The sequence below is a fragment of the Microvirga sp. BF8 genome, from assembly GCF_059888585.1.
On the sequence record NZ_CM187619.1, the window covers coordinates 1545022 to 1563681 of the forward strand.

At 61.1% G+C, this 18660-nt stretch carries 15 protein-coding genes; 6 read left to right on the forward strand and 9 right to left on the reverse strand.

Translation table 11 applies throughout. The features are described from left to right. The first annotated feature begins 196 nt into the window (after nt 1-196). Entirely contained in the window at nt 197-1489 is a 1293-nt protein-coding gene (locus tag AC522E_RS07455; protein ID WP_500749773.1) for an amidase, read from the forward strand. An 86-nt stretch (nt 1490-1575) separates the two neighbouring features. Here the strand turns inward: AC522E_RS07455 and AC522E_RS07460 are convergent, their stop codons facing one another. The 8 genes from AC522E_RS07460 to AC522E_RS07495 all read right to left on the reverse strand — a co-directional run bounded on the left by AC522E_RS07460 (nt 1576) and on the right by AC522E_RS07495 (nt 8608). Then, a complete protein-coding gene (locus AC522E_RS07460) occupies nt 1576-2376 on the reverse strand; it encodes a hypothetical protein (RefSeq protein WP_500749774.1) in 801 nt (266 codons plus the stop codon). 29 nt (nt 2377-2405) lie between these two features. Continuing rightward, nucleotides 2406-3089, reverse strand: coding sequence for a DUF2848 domain-containing protein (locus tag AC522E_RS07465; RefSeq protein ID WP_500750606.1), 684 nt, complete (start codon nt 3087-3089; stop codon nt 2406-2408). Nucleotides 3090-3094: 5 nt separating this feature from the next. Continuing rightward, on the reverse strand, nt 3095-4375 hold the full coding sequence (locus AC522E_RS07470; RefSeq protein WP_500749775.1) for a TRAP transporter large permease: 1281 nt from the start codon (nt 4373-4375) through the stop codon (nt 3095-3097). Between the two features lie 4 nt (nt 4376-4379). Next, nucleotides 4380-4994 carry a TRAP transporter small permease subunit gene (locus AC522E_RS07475; RefSeq protein ID WP_500749776.1) on the reverse strand — a complete coding sequence of 205 codons (615 nt, stop codon included), beginning with the start codon at nt 4992-4994 and terminating at the stop codon, nt 4380-4382. Nucleotides 4995-5059: 65 nt separating this feature from the next. Then, nucleotides 5060-6094, reverse strand: coding sequence for a TRAP transporter substrate-binding protein (locus AC522E_RS07480; RefSeq protein ID WP_500750608.1), 1035 nt, complete (start codon nt 6092-6094; stop codon nt 5060-5062). A 169-nt stretch (nt 6095-6263) separates the two neighbouring features. Further along, entirely contained in the window at nt 6264-7073 is an 810-nt protein-coding gene (locus AC522E_RS07485; RefSeq protein ID WP_500749777.1) for a putative hydro-lyase, read from the reverse strand. Nucleotides 7074-7168: 95 nt separating this feature from the next. Further along, on the reverse strand, nt 7169-8062 hold the full coding sequence (locus tag AC522E_RS07490; RefSeq protein WP_500749778.1) for a LysR family transcriptional regulator: 894 nt from the start codon (nt 8060-8062) through the stop codon (nt 7169-7171). Nucleotides 8063-8086: 24 nt separating this feature from the next. Then, the gene (locus tag AC522E_RS07495; RefSeq protein ID WP_500749779.1) at nt 8087-8608 is read right to left on the reverse strand and encodes a winged helix DNA-binding protein; all 522 of its coding nucleotides are present in this window, start codon (nt 8606-8608) and stop codon (nt 8087-8089) included. A 103-nt stretch (nt 8609-8711) separates the two neighbouring features. Here AC522E_RS07495 and AC522E_RS07500 point away from each other — a divergent pair, with 103 nt between their 5' ends. The 5 genes from AC522E_RS07500 to AC522E_RS07520 all read left to right on the forward strand — a co-directional run bounded on the left by AC522E_RS07500 (nt 8712) and on the right by AC522E_RS07520 (nt 17168). Next, the gene (locus AC522E_RS07500; protein WP_500749780.1) at nt 8712-12317 is read left to right on the forward strand and encodes a hydantoinase B/oxoprolinase family protein; all 3606 of its coding nucleotides are present in this window, start codon (nt 8712-8714) and stop codon (nt 12315-12317) included. Between the two features lie 542 nt (nt 12318-12859). Beyond that, nucleotides 12860-13414: a heme NO-binding domain-containing protein gene (locus tag AC522E_RS07505; protein WP_500749781.1), complete on the forward strand. Its 555-nt coding sequence runs from the start codon at nt 12860-12862 to the stop codon at nt 13412-13414. Next, nucleotides 13411-15126, forward strand: a complete 1716-nt coding sequence (locus tag AC522E_RS07510) for an ATP-binding response regulator (protein WP_500749782.1) — start codon at nt 13411-13413, stop codon at nt 15124-15126. Before AC522E_RS07505 ends, AC522E_RS07510 begins: the two co-directional genes overlap by 4 nt. A gap of 36 nt (nt 15127-15162) precedes the next feature. Beyond that, complete coding sequence (locus tag AC522E_RS07515) at nt 15163-15537, forward strand: response regulator (RefSeq protein WP_500749783.1); 375 nt, start codon at nt 15163-15165, stop codon at nt 15535-15537. Then, nucleotides 15534-17168 carry an adenylate/guanylate cyclase domain-containing protein gene (locus AC522E_RS07520; RefSeq protein WP_500749784.1) on the forward strand — a complete coding sequence of 545 codons (1635 nt, stop codon included), beginning with the start codon at nt 15534-15536 and terminating at the stop codon, nt 17166-17168. Before AC522E_RS07515 ends, AC522E_RS07520 begins: the two co-directional genes overlap by 4 nt. Nucleotides 17169-17364: 196 nt before the next feature. Here AC522E_RS07520 and AC522E_RS07525 read toward each other — a convergent pair whose 3' ends face one another. After that, nucleotides 17365-18660, reverse strand: coding sequence for an RNA polymerase sigma factor (locus AC522E_RS07525; protein ID WP_500749785.1), 1296 nt, complete (start codon nt 18658-18660; stop codon nt 17365-17367).

Genomic DNA, 18660 nt, shown 5'->3' on the forward strand with positions numbered 1-18660 from the left:
AGACCATGGCCGATACCAGGCGCAGGGCATGGACTGGAACGTTGACACGGAGCATCTGCTTGATCGAAGCATGCCATGTCCACGATTGCGTCCTCTACAGACCTGCACGGACGCTGCAAAATTTGGCAACATGTCATTCCTCGATTACTAACCTCAGTCATAGGCGGCAAAAAGAGCTGCCCAACCTGGTAGTGCCATGAGGACGACAAGAGACAAGCTGGAAAGCATCCTGGCCCGACTGGCCCAACGAGCCGACAATGAGCGTGTGTTCCTGAGACTTTATGAAGACGCAGCTCGCGCCGCAGCTGATGCCGCCGATGCCCGGAGGCAGGCGGGCGTTTCACTGGGTCCGCTCGATGGGGCAATTGTCTCGATCAAGGACTTGTTCGACGTCGCCGGCGAAGCCACCACGGCGGGCTCCATCGTGCTGCGCGACGCGCCGCCTGCCGCCCGTGACGCGGTCGTCGTCCACCGGCTGAGGCAGGCGGGAACGGTGATCATCGGCAAGACCAACATGGTCGAGTTCGCATTCTCCGGTCTCGGCCTCAACCCGCACTATGGCACGCCCGGCAATGCGGTGGCCCCGGAGCGGATTCCGGGTGGCTCGTCCTCCGGCGCGGGTGTCTCAGTGGCCGAGGGGACAAGCGAGATCTCCATCGGAAGCGACACTGGCGGCTCCGTGCGCATTCCGGCCGCGCTTAACGGCATCGTCGGGTTCAAGCCGTCGACGCGCCGAGTGCCGCTCGACGGCGTGTTCCCGCTTTCCTACAGCCTCGATTCCATCGGTCCGCTCGGCCGCACGGTGCAGGATTGCGCCTTCGCCGATGCGGTCATGGCCGGGGAGGAGCCGCGAGTGCTCGATCCCTATCCACTCGCGGGCCTAAGGATCGGCGTGCCGCGCGGCCGCCTGTTCACCGAAACCGAGCCGATGGTAGCGCAGGCCTTCGAGAAAAGCCTGAGCCGGCTATCGAAGGCCGGAGCAACGATCATCGATGTCAACATCGACGATCTGATTGCCGCCATGGAAAGGGCTACGTCCCAGGCATCGATCGCGTCCGTGGAAGCGGCTGAAATTCATGCGGACTGGCTCGACTCGAAAGCTCAGGATTTCGATCCGCGCGTCCGGGGGCGAATTGCCCAAAGCGCAACCTTGCCTGCGTACGTCTATATTCGCATGATGCGCCAACGCGATGCTCTGATTGCAGTGATGGACGACCGCCTGAGATCCATCGACACTCTTGCAATGCCGGCGACGGCCATCACGGCACCGCCGCTCGCGCCTCTGCTCGCGGATGATCAGCTCTACAGGCAGACCAACCTGCTGATGCTGCGCAACACCATGGTCGGAAACCTTTTCGACCTGACCGGCATCTCTCTTCCGATCCCTGACCAGCAGCGTCCGGTCGGCCTCATGCTGATGGCCCGTAACGGACAGGACAGGACCCTGCTTGAAATCGCGGCGAGCGTGGAGCGGAGTTTCGCCTCCTGAAGCAAATGCAGCGGTTCACAGGAACCGCTGCATCGTCTTGCCGCCAGGACGAGTTCATCGCCGCCATACAAGCCAAAAGGGCTGTTTCAGGCCTTTCGCATCTGCAGGTGCCGGCTTCGCACGGCTACCAGGGTAGCGTTCCAGCAAAGGCTTGTCGCCAGGGCAAGGATGAGCGCTGGGACGACGCCCAGGGGGACCGCTCCGAGGTGGAGGATGCATAGGGCCCCGACGAATCCGAGCATTCCCGGAACGCCGTTCGCCACGACGGAAGCGGTTGCCACTCCGCCGATGCGCGGGTGCAGGATCAGGGCAAGACTTATAAGCACCACGGGAGCCAGCGCGGCGGCTGCCGCAATTGAAGGGCCGAGCGTTCGGCCCGCCAGAATAGTGCCTCCGACGACCGTCATGACCAGGGCGGCACGGAACGGAATGTCCCAGGACTTCTTCTGCAGGCGAGGCGGCATGGCCGTTCCCATCAGTCTGCGCGCATAGACTAACGACACTGCGAAGACTGCCCCGTTCAGAGCGAGTGCGCCGCCGAGAGTCCATTGTCCCTGCAGGATGATGGAGAGAAAAGCCGCCCATACTGCAAACGCTGCCCCGATGCTCATGAGGACGCCGCTACGCTGGGCAACGGTGGCATAGACGACCATGTAGATGATGGTAGCAGCTGTGACCGGAAGCCCGGCCAGGGCGCTCTCGGCGATAAAGGCGGCGCCATGATCGGCCGCCAGGAACGCGAATGCCGGTCCGGCAGAAATCGGCAGGGTCGTGATCATAGCCCCAAGAAAAGGGCCGCTCCTCTCCACGATTTTTGATGCCGTCACCACGATGGCGGCGGCGATTAGCATTTTGACGGCGAGGAGCGCCCAGAAGGATAGATCCACGACTATTATCTCCGGGCATCGAGCCGCGGCTAGGAAACAACCGGCAGAGCCTCGATCTCGTAGGCGTGCCGCATGGTGCGGTTGAGCACCGGGTCCTCGAGCTCCATCTCGAAGCGGGTGCCTGGTCGGATGCCGCCGATCGCCCCAAGGGTTCCGCAATACATCACGGTTCCCGGCGCGATCTCCAGCCCGTCAGGACGACGGCCAATGAGGTCCCGGGGAGTCCTGAGGGCGGACAGTGTCCCTTCCTGATAGAGCACCCGTTCGCCATCGACGGTCGCCCAAGAGCGCAGGATGATCTGATCCCAGTGAGGTTCCAGTTCTTCCAGCCGCCACAGGGTGCTGCCGATCGGCTTGCCGCAGAGTTGCTTGGAAAGCGCGATGCCCGCCGTCTCGGCCTTTCGGTCGGTATGGTCGGATCCGATGCCGATCCAATAGCCATCGGCGAGCGCTACCAGCACGGGCTCGACCTCACCAGAGGAGTCGGGTCCGAGAACCACGAGGCGCTCGGACTGGGTTAGATTGCTGGCCGAAACCCGATAGTAAACGGGAACAGACGACGGACGCGGAACGCCGATGGCCGCGAGTTCCTCGATGTGATGCTGGATCGCGTGCTCGTCTCGGCCCGCCCAACCTGCAATGACCAATGCCTGCGGATCGAGGCCGATCCGATCCTCGCCAGTGCGGGAAATACGATTGAATGTAAGCAAGATGAGCCTCAGAATCGGGAGGGCAGCCACAGGGCCAGGCCAGGGAAGAACGCGAGGAGCACGATGAGCGCCATCATCGCGATCACGAAGGGGAGGGCCCCGACGATCACGTCGTTGAGGCTTCCCTTGCTGCGCAGGGACTGCACGACATAGAGATTCAGCCCCACGGGAGGCGTGATCAACGCCGCCTCGATGAGAATGACGATGACCACTCCCAGCCAGATCGAATCGAAGCCAAGGGCTGTCATGACGGGCGCGATGATCGGGATCGTCGTGATCATCATCGAGAGCGTCTCCATGAAGCACCCCAGGATCAGGTAGAAGATCACCACGGCAAACAGCATCTGGTACTTGGAGAGACCCAGCCCGGCTACGGCATCCGTGAGCATCTGCGTCAGCCCGATCGCCGTGATCACGAAGTTGAGGAAGTACGCGGCGATGATGATCAGCATGATCATCGCCGTCGTCCTCATGGTGTTTTCGAATGCCTCGAGCAGCATTCTCAAGTTAAGCTTTCTGTAAAAGGCAGCAAGCACCAGTGCGGCGATCACCCCGAGCGACGCAGCCTCCGTCGGCGTGGCGAGGCCGGCATAGATTGAGCCGACGACCACCAGGAAGATCATCATCGGAGGGATCAGATCGGGGAGGCTGGCGAAACGCTCCGCCCATGTTGTCCGAATGCGTGTCCCGCCCCAGGCTGGCTTGAACAGGCACGCAGCGACGATGAGCGACATGAACAATCCGGCAAGTCCGAGACCTGGCAGGATCGCGGCCAGATATAGCTTTGGAATCGAGGTGTCGGTCAGAACCGCGTAAATGATGATGTTGATCGACGGGGGTATCAGGATGCCCAGCGTTCCGCCTGCGGCAAGCGTCCCGAGGAACAGGCGCTGATTGTAGCCGTGGCGGTCGACGAGCGGAAGGGCGACGGTGCCCACGGTCGCCGCCGTGGCAACGGAGGATCCGGACGTAGCTGCGAAGATCGCGCAGGCTCCGATGTTGGAGTGCATGAGCCCGCCCGGCAGCCAGGACAGCCACTTGACCATCGCGGCGTACATCCTTTCGGCGACGCCGGAGCGCAGCAGGATTTCGCCGAGCAGGATGAACATCGGGATCGAAACCAGAAGGAAGTCCCGGCCGGCGGACCAGGCGATTTCCCCCATGGCCAGGCTCAGGGGCATTGTGCTGTACAACTGCTCAAGAACAAGGCCGAGGACGCCGAGGGCTGCCGCGACCGGAATGGAGACGGCAAGGAGCCCGAGGAGAATGATGAGTGTAGTAGCGAGCATGATGTCAGCGTTCCGACCCAGGATGGGGAGCACGAAGCTCGGCGGTGTGGCTTGACTCTTCGGCCGCACTTTCCTCGAGGGTCATGGCGCCCGCGAGCTGGCGAACCTTGGGCAAATCGCCCGTGGCCAGGGCAATCGCGGCCCTCAGGATCAAGGGAACGATTGTGAAGAGGAACAGAAGGAAACCCACGATCCAAAGCGATTGCGGAATCCACAGGGGCGTCCCGAGCGGCGTTGTTGCGCGCGTGCTGAAGAGAAGTGAGTCCTGAAGGACGAGCACCGCTCGCCAGGCGAGATACCCTACGAACACGAGGAGCGACAGAAGCGCCAGGAGATCGAGACTGCACGTGATTCTGACCGGAAGCCGCTCATAGAGCGCATCGACGCGGACGTTGGCCCGGCGCAGCAATGTGAAGGCCAGGGCCCAAGTCGTGCCGACGGCAAATGCATAGCCGGACAATTCGTCCGCGCCGCCGAGCGTTATCAGCACCGTCTTGCGTAATAAAACGTCGAACCCGACAAGGAACGCAGCCGCCAGCATCATAGCGCCGGCGATCCGGACCGCCAGAATGGAGAGGCGATCCGCGAGCGCAAGCCAGCGGTCAAGAAGAGAGATCATGCCAATTTCAACCTTATAGGAAGCCTCCCCAAGCTTGGGGAGGCTCCGGGAATGAGTGCTGCGACTCAGTTGGCTTTGGCCTGGATGTCCACGATCTTCCCGACGGTGGCATTCCAGTTCGCGACGCAGTCACCCGGGCAACGCTCCGCCCACTTCGGAACCACGGTCTCGGAGAGCACCTTCTTGAGAAGCGTGCGATCAGCGTCAGTAATGGGCACAAAGGTCATGCTTGCCTTCGTGCCGAGCTTGCAGGTGTCCTTGCCGGTGTTGCAATCGAAGCCCTGCTGCGTTTCCTCGTCGGCACCTTTCCAGATCCGGTCCTCAAGTCCCGCGATCTCCTTCTCCAGGAAGCTGCGGACATTGGGATCGAGGCTGTTCCAGCGCTTTTGATTCACGCCGAACATCACCTGGCTCCAGCCGACGGGAAGCTCCAGGATGTGGGTCGAGACTTCGTACCACTTCGCCGAGTTGCCCGAGAGTGTGCCGGTAATCGCGCAGTCGACGACCTTGTTCTGCAGAGCGGGGACGACCTCGCTGAAGGTCATCGTCACGCCGGTGCCGCCGAGGGCTTCGACGAACTCCGCGAGCGTGCGGTTGCCAGTGCGCACCTTCTTGCCCTTAAGGTCAGCAAGGCTCTTGACCTCGCCGTTGCAGTAAATGACCTGCGCAGGATAGGGCCAAATTCCGAGAACCTTGATGCCAAACTTCTCGCCATAGAACTTGTCATAGACCGGCTTGTAGGCATCGGAGACCTTGCGGGCGGTCGCGATGTCGGGAGCAAGGCCGGCGAGATCGACAGCCTCGTTGCGGGCATCGTCGCCTGCCACATAGCCAAGGACGGTAGAGCCGAAATCGATCACGCCGAGGCGCATCAGGCGGAAGATCTCCGCGCCTTTCATGCCCATTTCGTTGAAGGGGGTAATTTCGGCCGTGACGGCGCCCTTCGACTTCTCAGTGATTTCCTTGGTCCAGAAGGGCTGCTCGAAGTTCTTGTACTGCGAGAGGTTACCCCACGCGCCAACCACCTTCAGGTGAGTCTTCGGCAGTTCCTGCGCCGACGCAGTCCCGGCAACGAAGAGCGAGAGAATGCCCGCTGTCACGAGCGACAAGGTTGATTTCACAGCTGATACCCTTTGGTTTGTGGTTGGATGCGTTGTTCTTATCTTGGAGCCTCGGATCGAGGTGGCCCTCTTTTGTGTCCGGTGCTCGATTTCTTGAGCATGGCACCGTTCGGGTCGCGGACGCGGCCCATCGGTTCCGCACTTTGCGCTAGCCATTCGCGAGCCGGCTGTTCTTGAGGTCGGTGACCAGCATGAAGCCTGGAGCGTGGGTGATGGCGAAGGAGGGCCGGGCCGCGGCGATCACAGATTGCGGGGTGACCCCGCATGCCCAGAAGACCGGGATCTCATCATCGGCCACATGCACCGGCTCCCCATAGTCGGGAACGTTGAGATCCTCGACCCCGATCATTTCTGGCTTGCCGATATGAATCGGCGCTCCGTGGACCGAAGGAAAGCGCGATGTGATCTGAATGGCCCGGATCGCGTCCGCAGGCTTGAATGACCGCATGGAGACAACCACAGGGCCATGAAATGGTCCGCTCGGTTGAGTGGAGATGTTGGTCCGGTACATCGGTACGTTCGTGCCATTTGTGATGTGGCGGAGGACGATGCCATCCGCCATCAATGCCTCTTCGAAGGAGAAGGAGCATCCAATAACGAACGACACGAGATCATCGCGCCAAACCGAAGATACATCCGGTACCTCGCCGACAAGCTCGCCGTCGCGCCATACGCGATAGAGGGGGAGGTCGGTGCGGATGTCGAGATCGATCCCCAGTTCCGGGATCCGCGGATCCCCCGGCTCCGAGACGCCGATCAATGGACAGGCTTTTGGATTCCTCTGACAGAAACGCAGGAAGGACGAGGCTAAGTCCGCGGGAAGGATCGCGAGGTTGCCCTGCACGAATCCGGGCGCCAGGCCCGACGTTTGTTCTGTCAGCCTGCCGCTTCGTGCAGCCTGTCGCACATCGATGCCCGTTGCCAGATCGTAGCCGGCGCGGCGCGGCACGTCGTTCATTGTCGGTTCCCTACGGTAATTGAATATCTATTCTTGCGATCCATTAGGGCTTGACGGGAATTGACAATCAATAGTCTCGATCCCTGTGTGACTTATCAGCTTTCCTGATGGGTCTTGCGGGCGATCTCAAGGGCCAGATCAGCAACGGCCTCGCTCACAGGATTCGAGAGCGCTTTATGGTATGAGATGGTGAAGCGGAGCGGATCCAGGACAATATTCGTTTCGATTACGCCCAATTTCCCGGATGCAATCTCGTCTTGGATGAGGGCTGGCGGCAGGATCGCTACTCCGGCGCCGTCGATCGCCAGCCTGATATTCGCGGAGAGAGCGGCCGACGTGATCATCCGGGGCGGCGCCATTCCAGCAGAGCGAAAGAGATCTGTGAGAGCAATCGTCGGCCGCGTTCTGCGTCCGTAGGTGATGTTCGTGACATTGGCGAGTTCCTCGAGAGCGACGGGCCGCCCCAGGAGCCCTAGGCGAGGGGCTGCAACAAAACTCAGCTTGTAGGTCGACAGCATCCGGCTCTGGATCGAAGGGTCGGGTACGGGGCCAAGCAGGAAGGCGAGGTCGATCTCCTGACCGGCGAGTTCGTCTCGCAGGTTGGGAGTGGTATCGACCGTCAGTTCGAGGCTGAGACGCGGAAACCGCGTCTCGAAGGCCTGCACGAAATCCGGCAGCCAGGTATGAACGATGGTTTCAGAGGTTCCGACCCGAACGATGCCTTCAGTGCCGACGCCTCCGCACATGGCATGGATTGCCTGCTGGTGCAGACTGAGGATGCGCTCGGCCCAGGTGAGCATTTCCAGGCCTCTCGGTGTCAGCTTCGCCTCCCGTCCACTCCTGTCGAACAGCCGAAGGGAGAGGTGGCGCTCCAATGACGCAATGCGTGCCGAGATCGTCGGTTGAGAGGTATCCAGACGAATAGCCGCCTTCGAGAAGCTGCGCAGCGTAGCGCTCCAGTAGAACGCCTCGACCTCCTTGAGTTCCATCCCCGTACCCCTACGAATTCAGTCCTACAGCGATGCCGCTGATCGGGTGGCCTGGTCGTAATAGCCGGACAAGGTTCGCATTTGACTGGCCAGTCGCGACAAGGTCTCTGGCTCCAGACCAAGGGAGGTGACCGGGCCGACGAGAAGGGTCTCCCGAATCGCCCTGTACCGCTCGCAGGCCTTGGAACCGGCATCGGTCGCCGAGATCATCTTTTCCTTGCCCACCCTAGAACTGGCCACAAGTTTGAGCCGCTCGAGCTTTTTCACCGAGTAGCTGACGACATGCGTGTCCTCGATGTTCAGGACGAGGCAGATGTCGGCCAGGCGCTTCGGCTTCGACCGATGGTGCACGGAATGAAGCACGAAGATGTCTGTTGGTGACAAATCTGACAGCCCCGCTGCGGCCATGCCCCTTACGATCCAGCGATGAAACGCATGAGAGGCCAGGATCAGCCCAAACTCAAACTCCGACAAAGCCGGAAGCTCGCCTGCGGCCAGATGGGCGGAGGACACGATCGGGCCTGGCGCATCGGAACTCTGCAACATTATTCAAACTCCCCAGCAGATCCACTTTAGAAACCACGTTGACATTTTATCGATAATTTATCTACGTTTCGACGATCAATTATTGCCATCATAGGGGGCGACGATGCCTTTGGGGAAGTGGGACTTTTGGATCGATCGCGGCGGCACATTCACCGATATCGTCGCGCGCCAGCCCGATGGGGCTCTCCTCGCTCACAAGGTGCTCTCCGAAAACCCCGAAGCCTACCGCGACGCTGCGATCCAAGGGATCCGCGAGCTGATGGCAATCCAGGCCGGGGAACCTCTGCCGACGGATAGAATCGCGACGGTCAAGATGGGCACGACTGTCGCGACCAATGCCCTGCTCGAGCGGAAGGGCGATCGTACCTTGCTCGTCATCACCAAGGGCTTCGCTGACGCACTCAGGATCGGATACCAGGGCCGCGCCGATATCTTCGCGAAGAACATCGCCAAACCGGAGCAGCTCTACGAGCGCGTGCTCGAGATCGATGAGAGGGTGCTGGCCGACGGAAGTGTCGAAGCGGAGCCTGATCTCGACCTCGTTCGCCAGCAACTCATCGACGCCCATGCGCGGGGCATCCACGCCTGCGCTATCGTCTTCATGCATTCCTATCGCTACCCGGCTCATGAGCAGGCTGTCGCCGCTATTGCCCGCGAGGTCGGGTTCAGCCAAGTCTCGGTCTCACATGAGGTCAGCCCGCTGATGAAAATCGTCGGCCGCGGCGACACGACCGTGGTCGATGCCTACCTGTCGCCCGTGCTGCGCAGGTATGTCGACCAGGTCGCATCCGAACTGGGCGACGAGACAGGCCGCAGCGCACGTCTCATGTTCATGATGTCCTCGGGCGGTCTCACCGACGCCAATCTCTTTCACGGACGTGATGCGATCCTCTCGGGGCCCGCCGGCGGTGTCGTCGGCTGCGTCGAGACCGCCCGCATCGCAGGCTTCGACAAGATTATTGGGTTCGACATGGGCGGCACGTCCACCGACGTGTCGCATTTTGATGGCGAGTACGAACGCACTCTCGAAACCGAAGTGGCAGGGGTGCGCATGCGCGCTCCGATGATGCTGATCCATACCGTTGCCGCGGGCGGTGGGTCGATCCTCCACTACGATGGATCGCGCTTCCAAGTCGGTCCCGACTCGGCAGGCGCCAATCCGGGTCCACGCTGCTACCGCCGGGGCGGCCCGCTTGCGGTGACGGATGCCAACGTCATGACCGGCAAGCTCGATCCAGCCTTCTTCCCCGCCATCTTCGGCCCGAACCGCAATGAGCCGCTCGATGTCGATGCGGTGCGGGTGGCGTTCGCGGAAATGGCCGGCCGCATCGGCGACGGCCGCTCTCCTGAGGCCGTCGCGGACGGGTTCATTCGCATCGCCGTCGAGAACATGGCCAACGCGGTCAAGAAGATTTCCGTGCAGCGCGGCTATGACGTCACCGAATACGCGCTCCAGTCCTTCGGCGGCGCGGGCGGGCAACACGCGTGCCTGGTGGCTGATGCCCTTGGCATGAAGACTGTGATGATCCATCCTTTCTCCGGCCTTCTCTCCGCCTATGGCATGGGCCTCGCCGATATCCGCGCCACGCGCCAGCGCACGGTCGAGGCCACGCTCAACGAGGCCGGGATCGACAACGCTACGCAGATCCTCGCCGATCTCGCCCGCGACGCCCGCGAGGAATTGCTGCAGCAATCGGTTCCCGCCGAGGACATCGTGGTTCATCAGCGCGCACATATCCGTTACGCCGGAACCGACATGTCGCTGACCGTCGATTTCGCAGACGCCGCGAGCATGAAGGCAACCTTCGAAACAGCGCACCGCGCCCGTTTCGGTTTCATCGACGAGACCAGGCATCTCAGCATCGAAGCGGTATCGGTCGAGGCGGTCGGCGGCGGTCAGCCCGCGGACGAAGCCGACCTTCCGGTATCTCCGATGACGGTCGAACCTACGGCTCGGACCCGGTTCTTTTCCCAGGGCGCTTGGCATGATGCCGGCGTCTATCGTCGCGAACGCCTATCACCCGGCGCACGCCTTGCCGGACCGGCACTCCTGATCGAGCCGCATCAAACGATCGTCATCGAACCGGGCTGGGCCGCAGAGATCACGGCGAAGAACCATGTGGTGATGCACCGGACCGAGGCGGCACGCATGGCGCCGGCCCTCGGGACGGAAGCCGACCCGGTCATGCTCGAGGTCTTCAACAATCTCTTCATGTCGATTGCCGAGCAGATGGGGGTCACGCTCCAGAACACGGCCTACTCCGTGAACATCAAGGAGCGGCTGGATTTCTCGTGCGCTGTCTTCGATGCGGAAGGCCGTCTTGTCGCCAACGCACCTCACATGCCCGTGCATCTCGGGTCCATGGACCGATCGGTTGAAAGCGTGATCAGGGCCCATGGCGACACCATTCGCCCCGGCGATGTCTTCGCGATCAATGCGCCCTACAATGGCGGCACGCATCTGCCTGACATTACGATCGTCACGCCCGTCTTCGACAGGGAAGGGGAAACAATCCTGTTTTTCGTGGCATCGAGGGGCCACCACGCCGACGTGGGTGGCATCGCGCCGGGTTCGATGTCGCCGCTCGCCACGACCATCGAGGAGGAAGGGGTTTATATCGACAACTTCAAGATGGTGGATCGAGGCCGTTTCCTTGAGGAGGAGTTGAAACAGCTTCTGCTGAGCGCTCGGTATCCGGTGCGCAACGTCGTCCAGAACGTCAACGACCTGAAGGCACAGATCGCCGCCAACGAAAAGGGTGTGGCGGAGCTGAGACGAATGGTCGATCACTTCGGACTTGATGTCGTGCAGGCCTACATGGGTCATGTGCAGGACAATGCCGACGAGAGCGTACGGCGGGTGATCGATGCCCTGTCCGACTCGTCTTTCGAGTACGAGATGGATCAGGGCTGCTTTATCCGCGTCAAGATCACCGTCGACCGCGAGCGTCGGGAGGCGACTGTCGATTTTACCGGTACCTCGCCCCAGCGGTCCGACAATTTCAATGCTCCCGAACCGGTTGCACGTGCCGCGGTCCTTTACGTGTTCCGGGTCATGGTCGAAGGCAATATCCCTATGAACGCGGGGTGCCTGCGTCCAATCAACCTCGTGATCCCGGAGGGTTCAATGCTCTCGCCGCAGTATCCAGCCGCCGTTGTCGCTGGCAACGTGGAGGTCAGCCAAGCGGTGACGAATTGCCTGTTCGGCGCTCTCGGGGCACTCTCCGCGGCGCAGGGAACCATGAACAATCTCACGTTCGGCAACGATCTGTACCAATACTATGAGACGATCTGCTCCGGTGCTCCGGCTGGCCCCGGCTTCCATGGCGCCGACGCGGTCCATACCCACATGACGAACTCGCGCCTCACCGATCCCGAGGTTCTTGAGGTCCGCTACCCGGTCGTCCTTGAGGACTTCCACATCCGCCCCGACTCCGGGGGCCGCGGCCGCTGGAATGCCGGCGATGGAACCTCGCGTACCATCCGGTTCCTGGAGCCCATGAATTGCGCGATTCTTTCTGGACATCGCAGGGTGCGCCCCTTCGGGCTCGTCGGAGGTGAGCCGGGTCAACTGGGCGAGAACTGGGTTCGCCGAAAGGATGGTCGGCTTGAACGGCTCGGAGGATGCGACCAGACCCAGATCGATGCGGGCGAGGCCATCATCGTGCGCACACCGACAGGCGGTGGGTTCGGAGGCTTGGAAAGCTGAGCCCTAAAGCTGCGCACTCGTCGTGCCAGCGTCAGGACTTCTTTCTCCTTGGTCGTCTTGCGGTGGTTTGAGGCGTGAAACTGGACCTTATACATGACAGTCAGGAGGCGCGGGGCGGCGGCTGGTAGGGTCCCATCAGCTTGCCGCGCCTCCATGGTGGCTCGGTAGGGCGGGTTGGCGATGGTGCTTAAGAGGACAGCGTTCCTGAAGCGACGTCCGCTGAAGCTTGACCGTGCCGCCAACAGGAGAACAAGCGTTGGCCTAAGTTCCACAATCTTCAGCAGCCGACCCGGGAGATCGGACCTTGGTTTCCCTCCATCACTTTCACATTCTAACCCGAAAGAGACGCTCTCCGCGCAGGGCCAGATGCATAGATTGGATTCCCCTTCGGGCCAGCGCATCCGCCATAGCCGATGCAGGGCAGGGCCGCTTACCATTTCCAAAGGATACCGTCAGTGGTAACCTCTGCGCCCAGCAGAGCTGGCCCTTTGCTGTAGGAGCGTGTCAGCTCAAGGATCGACAGATCAGCAGGCTTTCCGAACATGAAGGGAATTGTGTTCACTGAATTCCTTGAAATGGTCGAGCGCAAATTCTCGTCGGAACTGGCTGACACCATTATCGAGGATGCCGAACTCCCTTCGGGAGGTGCATACACAACTGTCGGAACGTACGATCATCGTGAAATGATCAAGCTCGTGTCCTGTCTCAGCAAAGAGACGGGCATTAGCACTGCAGAGCTCTTGCAGTCATTCGGCTTGTACATGTTTGAACGGTTTTATGTTCTGTTCCCTCAATACTTCAAAGGGATCAACTCATCTTTCCGCTTTCTGGAACAGATTGACAACTACATTCATGTCGAGGTGCGCAAGCTCTACCCTGAAGCCGAATTGCCCTCTTTCCAATATGATACGTCCCAGCCTGGATGTCTGCAGCTCACCTACCGATCCACGCGCCCGTTCGCCGCTCTTGCGGAGGGTCTCGTCCGCGGCTGTATCGCTCACTTCAAGGAAGATGCTGACGTCAAGGTCGAGGATCTGTCGAACGGGGCGGGCACGGCTGCACGTTTCTTCATTTCCCGACGAGGTACCTTGCCGTGAGCACAATCGAGCAGCTCGAGCAGCGTCTAGAGCGGGAGAGGCGGGCGCGAAAGGCCGCTGAGACGATAGCTGAGGAAAAGACACGCGAGATCTACGATACGAACATCCGGCTTCAGCAACTCAATAATCATCTGGAAGAGCTGGTGCGGCAGCGAACGGCAGAAGTCGCGGCAGCTCGTGACGAGGCCATACGGGCAAGCCAGGCAAAATCGGATTTCCTTGCCAGCATGAGCCACGAGCTCAGGACGCCACTGAACGCGATCATCGGCTATAGCGAGATTCTCCTCGAAGAGTCATGCGATCTCCTGCAGCCGGAGCTCAGGCCGGACCTTGAAAAGATCCGTAGTGCCGGAAAACACTTGCTCGGTCTCATCAATGATATTCTCGACCTATCAAAGATTGAGGCCGGCAAAATGGATCTCTTCCTCGAGAACATTGACGTTGCCGGTCTGCTTGTCGATGTAAGCGCGACCATTCAGCCACTGATGGCCAAGAACGGTAACATATTTGATGTGCGTTGCAGTCCTGATCTCGGAATAGCACATTCCGATCAGACAAAGGTACGACAGATCCTGTTGAACCTCCTGAGCAATGCTGCGAAGTTTACGAAGCAGGGACGAATATTGCTTGTGGCGAGGCGTTCAATCGAGGGCAATGGCGATCGTCTTGAGTTCGCGGTCTCGGACACCGGCATTGGGATGACGCCGGAACAGATGGCGAAATTGTACTCGGCCTTCAGCCAGGCCGACGCGTCGACAACCCGGAACTATGGTGGAACCGGGCTTGGGCTAGCCATCACCAAACATTTTTGCCTCATGCTCGGCGGTGATGTGCTCGTGCGAAGCGAACTCGGCGAGGGCTCCACCTTCATCGTAACCCTTCCGGCCGTCTACAAGGTCGCCGATGAAACGTCGCCTCGGGGGCGGGCGGAGGGCACAGCCGGCACCGTACTGGTTATCGACGATGAGCGCGCCACGCATGACTTGCTGGAGCGTGAGCTGAGCGCACGCGGCTACCGCGTCGTGCATGCCGCCAGCGGACGCGAGGGCCTCCGGCTTGCACGCGAGGTGCGGCCTGATGCCATTACGCTGGATGTCATCATGCCTGAACTCGATGGCTGGGCCGTGCTGCGGGAGCTCAAGGCAGACCCGGACCTAAAAGGCATCCCTGTGGTCCTCGTGACGGTTCTGGGTGACAGGGAGATGGGCTATGCCCTCGGAGCTGCTGACTATCTGACCAAGCCAATCGATCCAGATGAATTGTTAGGAGTTCTTGGGCGCTTCCGTGCAGGGGAGGGGGAGATCCCTGTCATGGTCGTCGACGACGATCCGATGACACGCGACATGTTGCGCAGGATCCTGTCGAAGCGGGGCTGGTCGGTGGCCGAAGCCGCCGGCGGTTCCGATGCACTTTCAATCCTCGGCAGGACGCTGCCAGCGGTGATTCTTCTCGACCTGATGATGCCCGGAATAGACGGTTTCGAAGTGCTTGATGCCATGCATCGGGAGGCTGCGTGGCGCGATATCCCGGTCGTGGTCGTCACGGCCAAAGACCTGACCGCCGAGGAAGTCACGTGGCTCAATCAGCATGCCGCAAGAGTCTTCCAGAAGGGCGCCTACAAGCGATCCGAGCTGGTTGGCACCATTCACGACATGATCGCACGAGGCAGGAAAACGAGCGTCTCAAACCAGCCTGCGGAGGATATTCGCTAGCTGATCACTCCCGTTGCCCGGATATCGGAGGAGGCCATGCCCACGATCTTGCTGGTCGAAGACAACGATCTGAACCGGGACATGCTCTCACGCAGGCTCGTGCGGAAGGGATATGACGTTCTCCTCGCCGAGGATGGCGCCAAGGGACTGAGCGCCGCGACCGATGGCAGGCCCGACCTGATCCTGATGGACATGAGCCTACCGGTTATCGACGGCTGGGAAGCCACGCGGCGGCTTAAGGCAGAGCCACAGACCCGGGCCATCCCGGTCATCGCCCTGACGGCACATGCCATGTCGAGTGATCGGGAGAAAGCCATAGCGGCAGGCTGCGACGACTACGATACCAAGCCGGTCGAGCTGGAGCGCTTGCTGGCGAAGATAGAGCGCCTTCTACGGGCTGGCTCCCCATGAGCCGGGATTCGCCCTCCGGTGCCGACGGCGCATTCAGGCACCTCCCTGGCGACCGCCAGGCGAATGCACGCCTTGCTCATGTCCGGCAGGAGCTTTTGGCACCTGTGAATGCGATTGCCGGCTACGCTGATATCCTCCGTGATGACGCATCCCTGCTTGGGCTACCTGCACTCACACCGGACATCGATCGGATCCTGGTATCTGCCGAGGCATTGCTTGACCTTGTCGAAGGGCTCCTCGATGCCGGAACCACAACCGCCTGCCGAGAGGGGGAAATGCTGTCGGACTACCAGGAACGCCTGCTCCATGACCTTCGCAATCCCCTCAATGCCATCAAGGGCTATGGCGAGATGCTGCTCGAGGACATCGTGGATCTCGGCGACGCTTCGCTGCGCAAGGATCTGGAGCGACTTCTGACCGAGGCTGCCCGCCTCCTTGCCAATCTCGAACGGGTTGTCAGTTTCACCCGCTATCAGACCGCTTCGGTTGACACAGAGGCGGAGCGGTCGCGGCTCATGGAAGCCGACCCTTTGCTCGCCATAAGAGCGCCAGATCTTTCTCGGGACCCTCCACGAGAAACGGGGAGGATCCTGGTTGTTGACGACAATGCCAGCAATCGTGGCCTGCTTCTGCGTCGGCTGGAGCGTGAGGGACACCAGGCGCTCGAAGCCAAATCGGGCCGGCAAGCGCTGGAGCTTCTGGAGACCGAGGAGATCGACCTGATTTTGCTCGATCTCATGATGCCTGACATGAACGGCCTCCAGGTTTTGGAGCGGCTCAAGGGAAACGAGCGGCTGCGGGATATTCCGGTGATCATGATCTCCGGGCTCCGAGAGACCGGTAGTGTGATCCGCTGCATTGAGGCGGGCGCCGAAGACTATCTGTCCAAGCCGTTCGATCAGGTCCTGCTCCGCGCCCGTATCAATTCCTGCCTGGAGCGGAAGCATTGGCATGATCGAGAAGTTGACTATCTGGCGCAGCTCAAAGTTGAAAAGGAGCGATCCGACGCCCTGTTGCGTAGTATCCTGCCCGGGCAGATTGTCGGTCGTCTCAATGACGGCGAGGTGGTGATCGCCGACCGCTTTGAGAACGTCACCATTCTGTTCTGTGATTTGGTCGGGTTTACCAAGGTGGCCGCGCGCATTGCTCCCAGCCAGCTCGTCGAAAACCTCAACCGGATCTTTTCGGCCTTCGATACTCTCGCCGAGAGCTTGGGTGTCGAAAAGATCAAGACCATAGGTGACGCTTACATGGCTGCCGCGGGCCTTCCTGAGATCAGGCCCGATCATGCCGAGGTCATGGGGGAGCTCGCACTGCGCATGCTCGAGACGCTCGAGCTTCTCAACCTGGGTGCGAAGATCCGGTTTCGGGCTCGGATTGGCATGCACACCGGACCAGTCGTGGCTGGTGTTATTGGCAGGCACAAGTTCATTTATGACGTGTGGGGTGACACGGTAAACGTGGCCAGCCGCCTCGAGACTTGTAGTCTTCCTGGGCGCATTCAGGTGTCGGACAAGCTAAGAGGTGGTCTCGAGCATTGCTACGAGTTCGAGCCGCGCGGCATCATCAGTCTCAGGGGCAAGGGTCGAATGACAACGGCCTTCCTGACAGCCAGGAAGCTCAATGTATAGATCGGTCGTATCTCGTAGACCCAGCGCTGAGGCGCGGATTGCACATGAGCGGCGACCGGAGGCGATCCGAAGCGGTCCTGTTAGGCCAGTCCCATAGCAATTCTCCATCAGTTGCTGATTTCCTTCTTTGGCCCAACCCTGACGATAGGCAGCAGTTTCGGTAGGAGCCAGGTTGTGTTGCGCCGCGGCTCTACTTTCACGTCCTCCGTGCGCCCTTGCTGATCGGCGCAATAGTGGCGGATGCTGTCGGAAGGTGCTCTCTTCGAGCTTGAAGGAACCGGCGAACGCTCAAATCAGGCTCTAGCCTGATCGCGCATGCATAGGCCTCGTCGGCTGCGGCTGCCTGCCCGCAGCGGGCCAGGAGTTCTGCCCGGGCGGCCCAATAAGGCTGGTATCGGGTAAGGCGATGATCGGTTTCGACTTCGCACAGGACAGCCAACCCTTCCTCAGGGCTCCGCGCTTCTGCAATGACCATCGCCCGGTTGATGGCCACAACGGGTGAGCCGGTGATCGCCAGGAGCGCGTCGTACAACATTTCCAGCACAACCCAGTCCGGAGCCCGGCCGAACCGACGGATTGCATGGGCGGATTGCACGGGCGCCTCGAGCTGGTATCGGCCGATACGCCCCATATGGCTTGCACCCAGCTGGTTGTCCTCGGCCTCGCTGATGAGCATGGTGTCCCACATGGACGGATCCTGGTCACTCAGGGCAATATAGCCGCCCTGATGGTCGCGCCGCGCGCCCCGCCGCGCCTCTAGGTGAAGCATGAGCGCGAGCAGGCCGAGCGCTTCGGGCTCGTCCGGAAGAAGCTTCGCGACCAGTCGGCCGAGCCAGAGCGCCTCCTGGGCGAGTTCTCTTCCGCGCTGCTCTGGTCCGGCAGGATCGGACCAACCCTCTGTAAATGCCGCGTAGATCGCCTCGAGTACGGCATTGAGCCGCTGGGGCATCTCGGCGCGGTCCGGCAGCCGGAAGGCGATCCCGGCCTGCTTGATCTTGGCTTTGGCCCGGACCAGGCGTTGCCCCATGGTACCCGGGGAGACCAGGTAACAGCCTGCGATGGTGGCGGCATCGAAGCCGAGGACCGCCTGAAGAATGAGAGGGCTGCGGATCTGCCGGTCGATGGCCGGATGGGCGCAAGCGAACATCAGCCGCAAGCGCTCGTCAGGAATATCCGAGCCGTCCCTGGCGCCCCGCAGTTCATCCGCAAGTAGCTTGAGGTGGTCGGCCACGCCCGATCTGCTATCCAACCGCCGTGCCGTGTCGATCATCCGACGGCGGGCAACGGTCAGGAGCCATCCCTCCGGACTGGCCGGGATGCCGTTGGCATCCCACTGAGCAAGTGCTGCCGCGAATGCCTCGGATAAGGCGTCCTCAGCCCCCGCGATGTCCCGGGTCCGGGCGGCGAGATAGGCGACCAGCTTGCCATAGGAGTGCCGGGCGACCCGTTCTGTCGCCTCTTTGGCTCGCGGATCGCGTCTGGTCGCGACCAT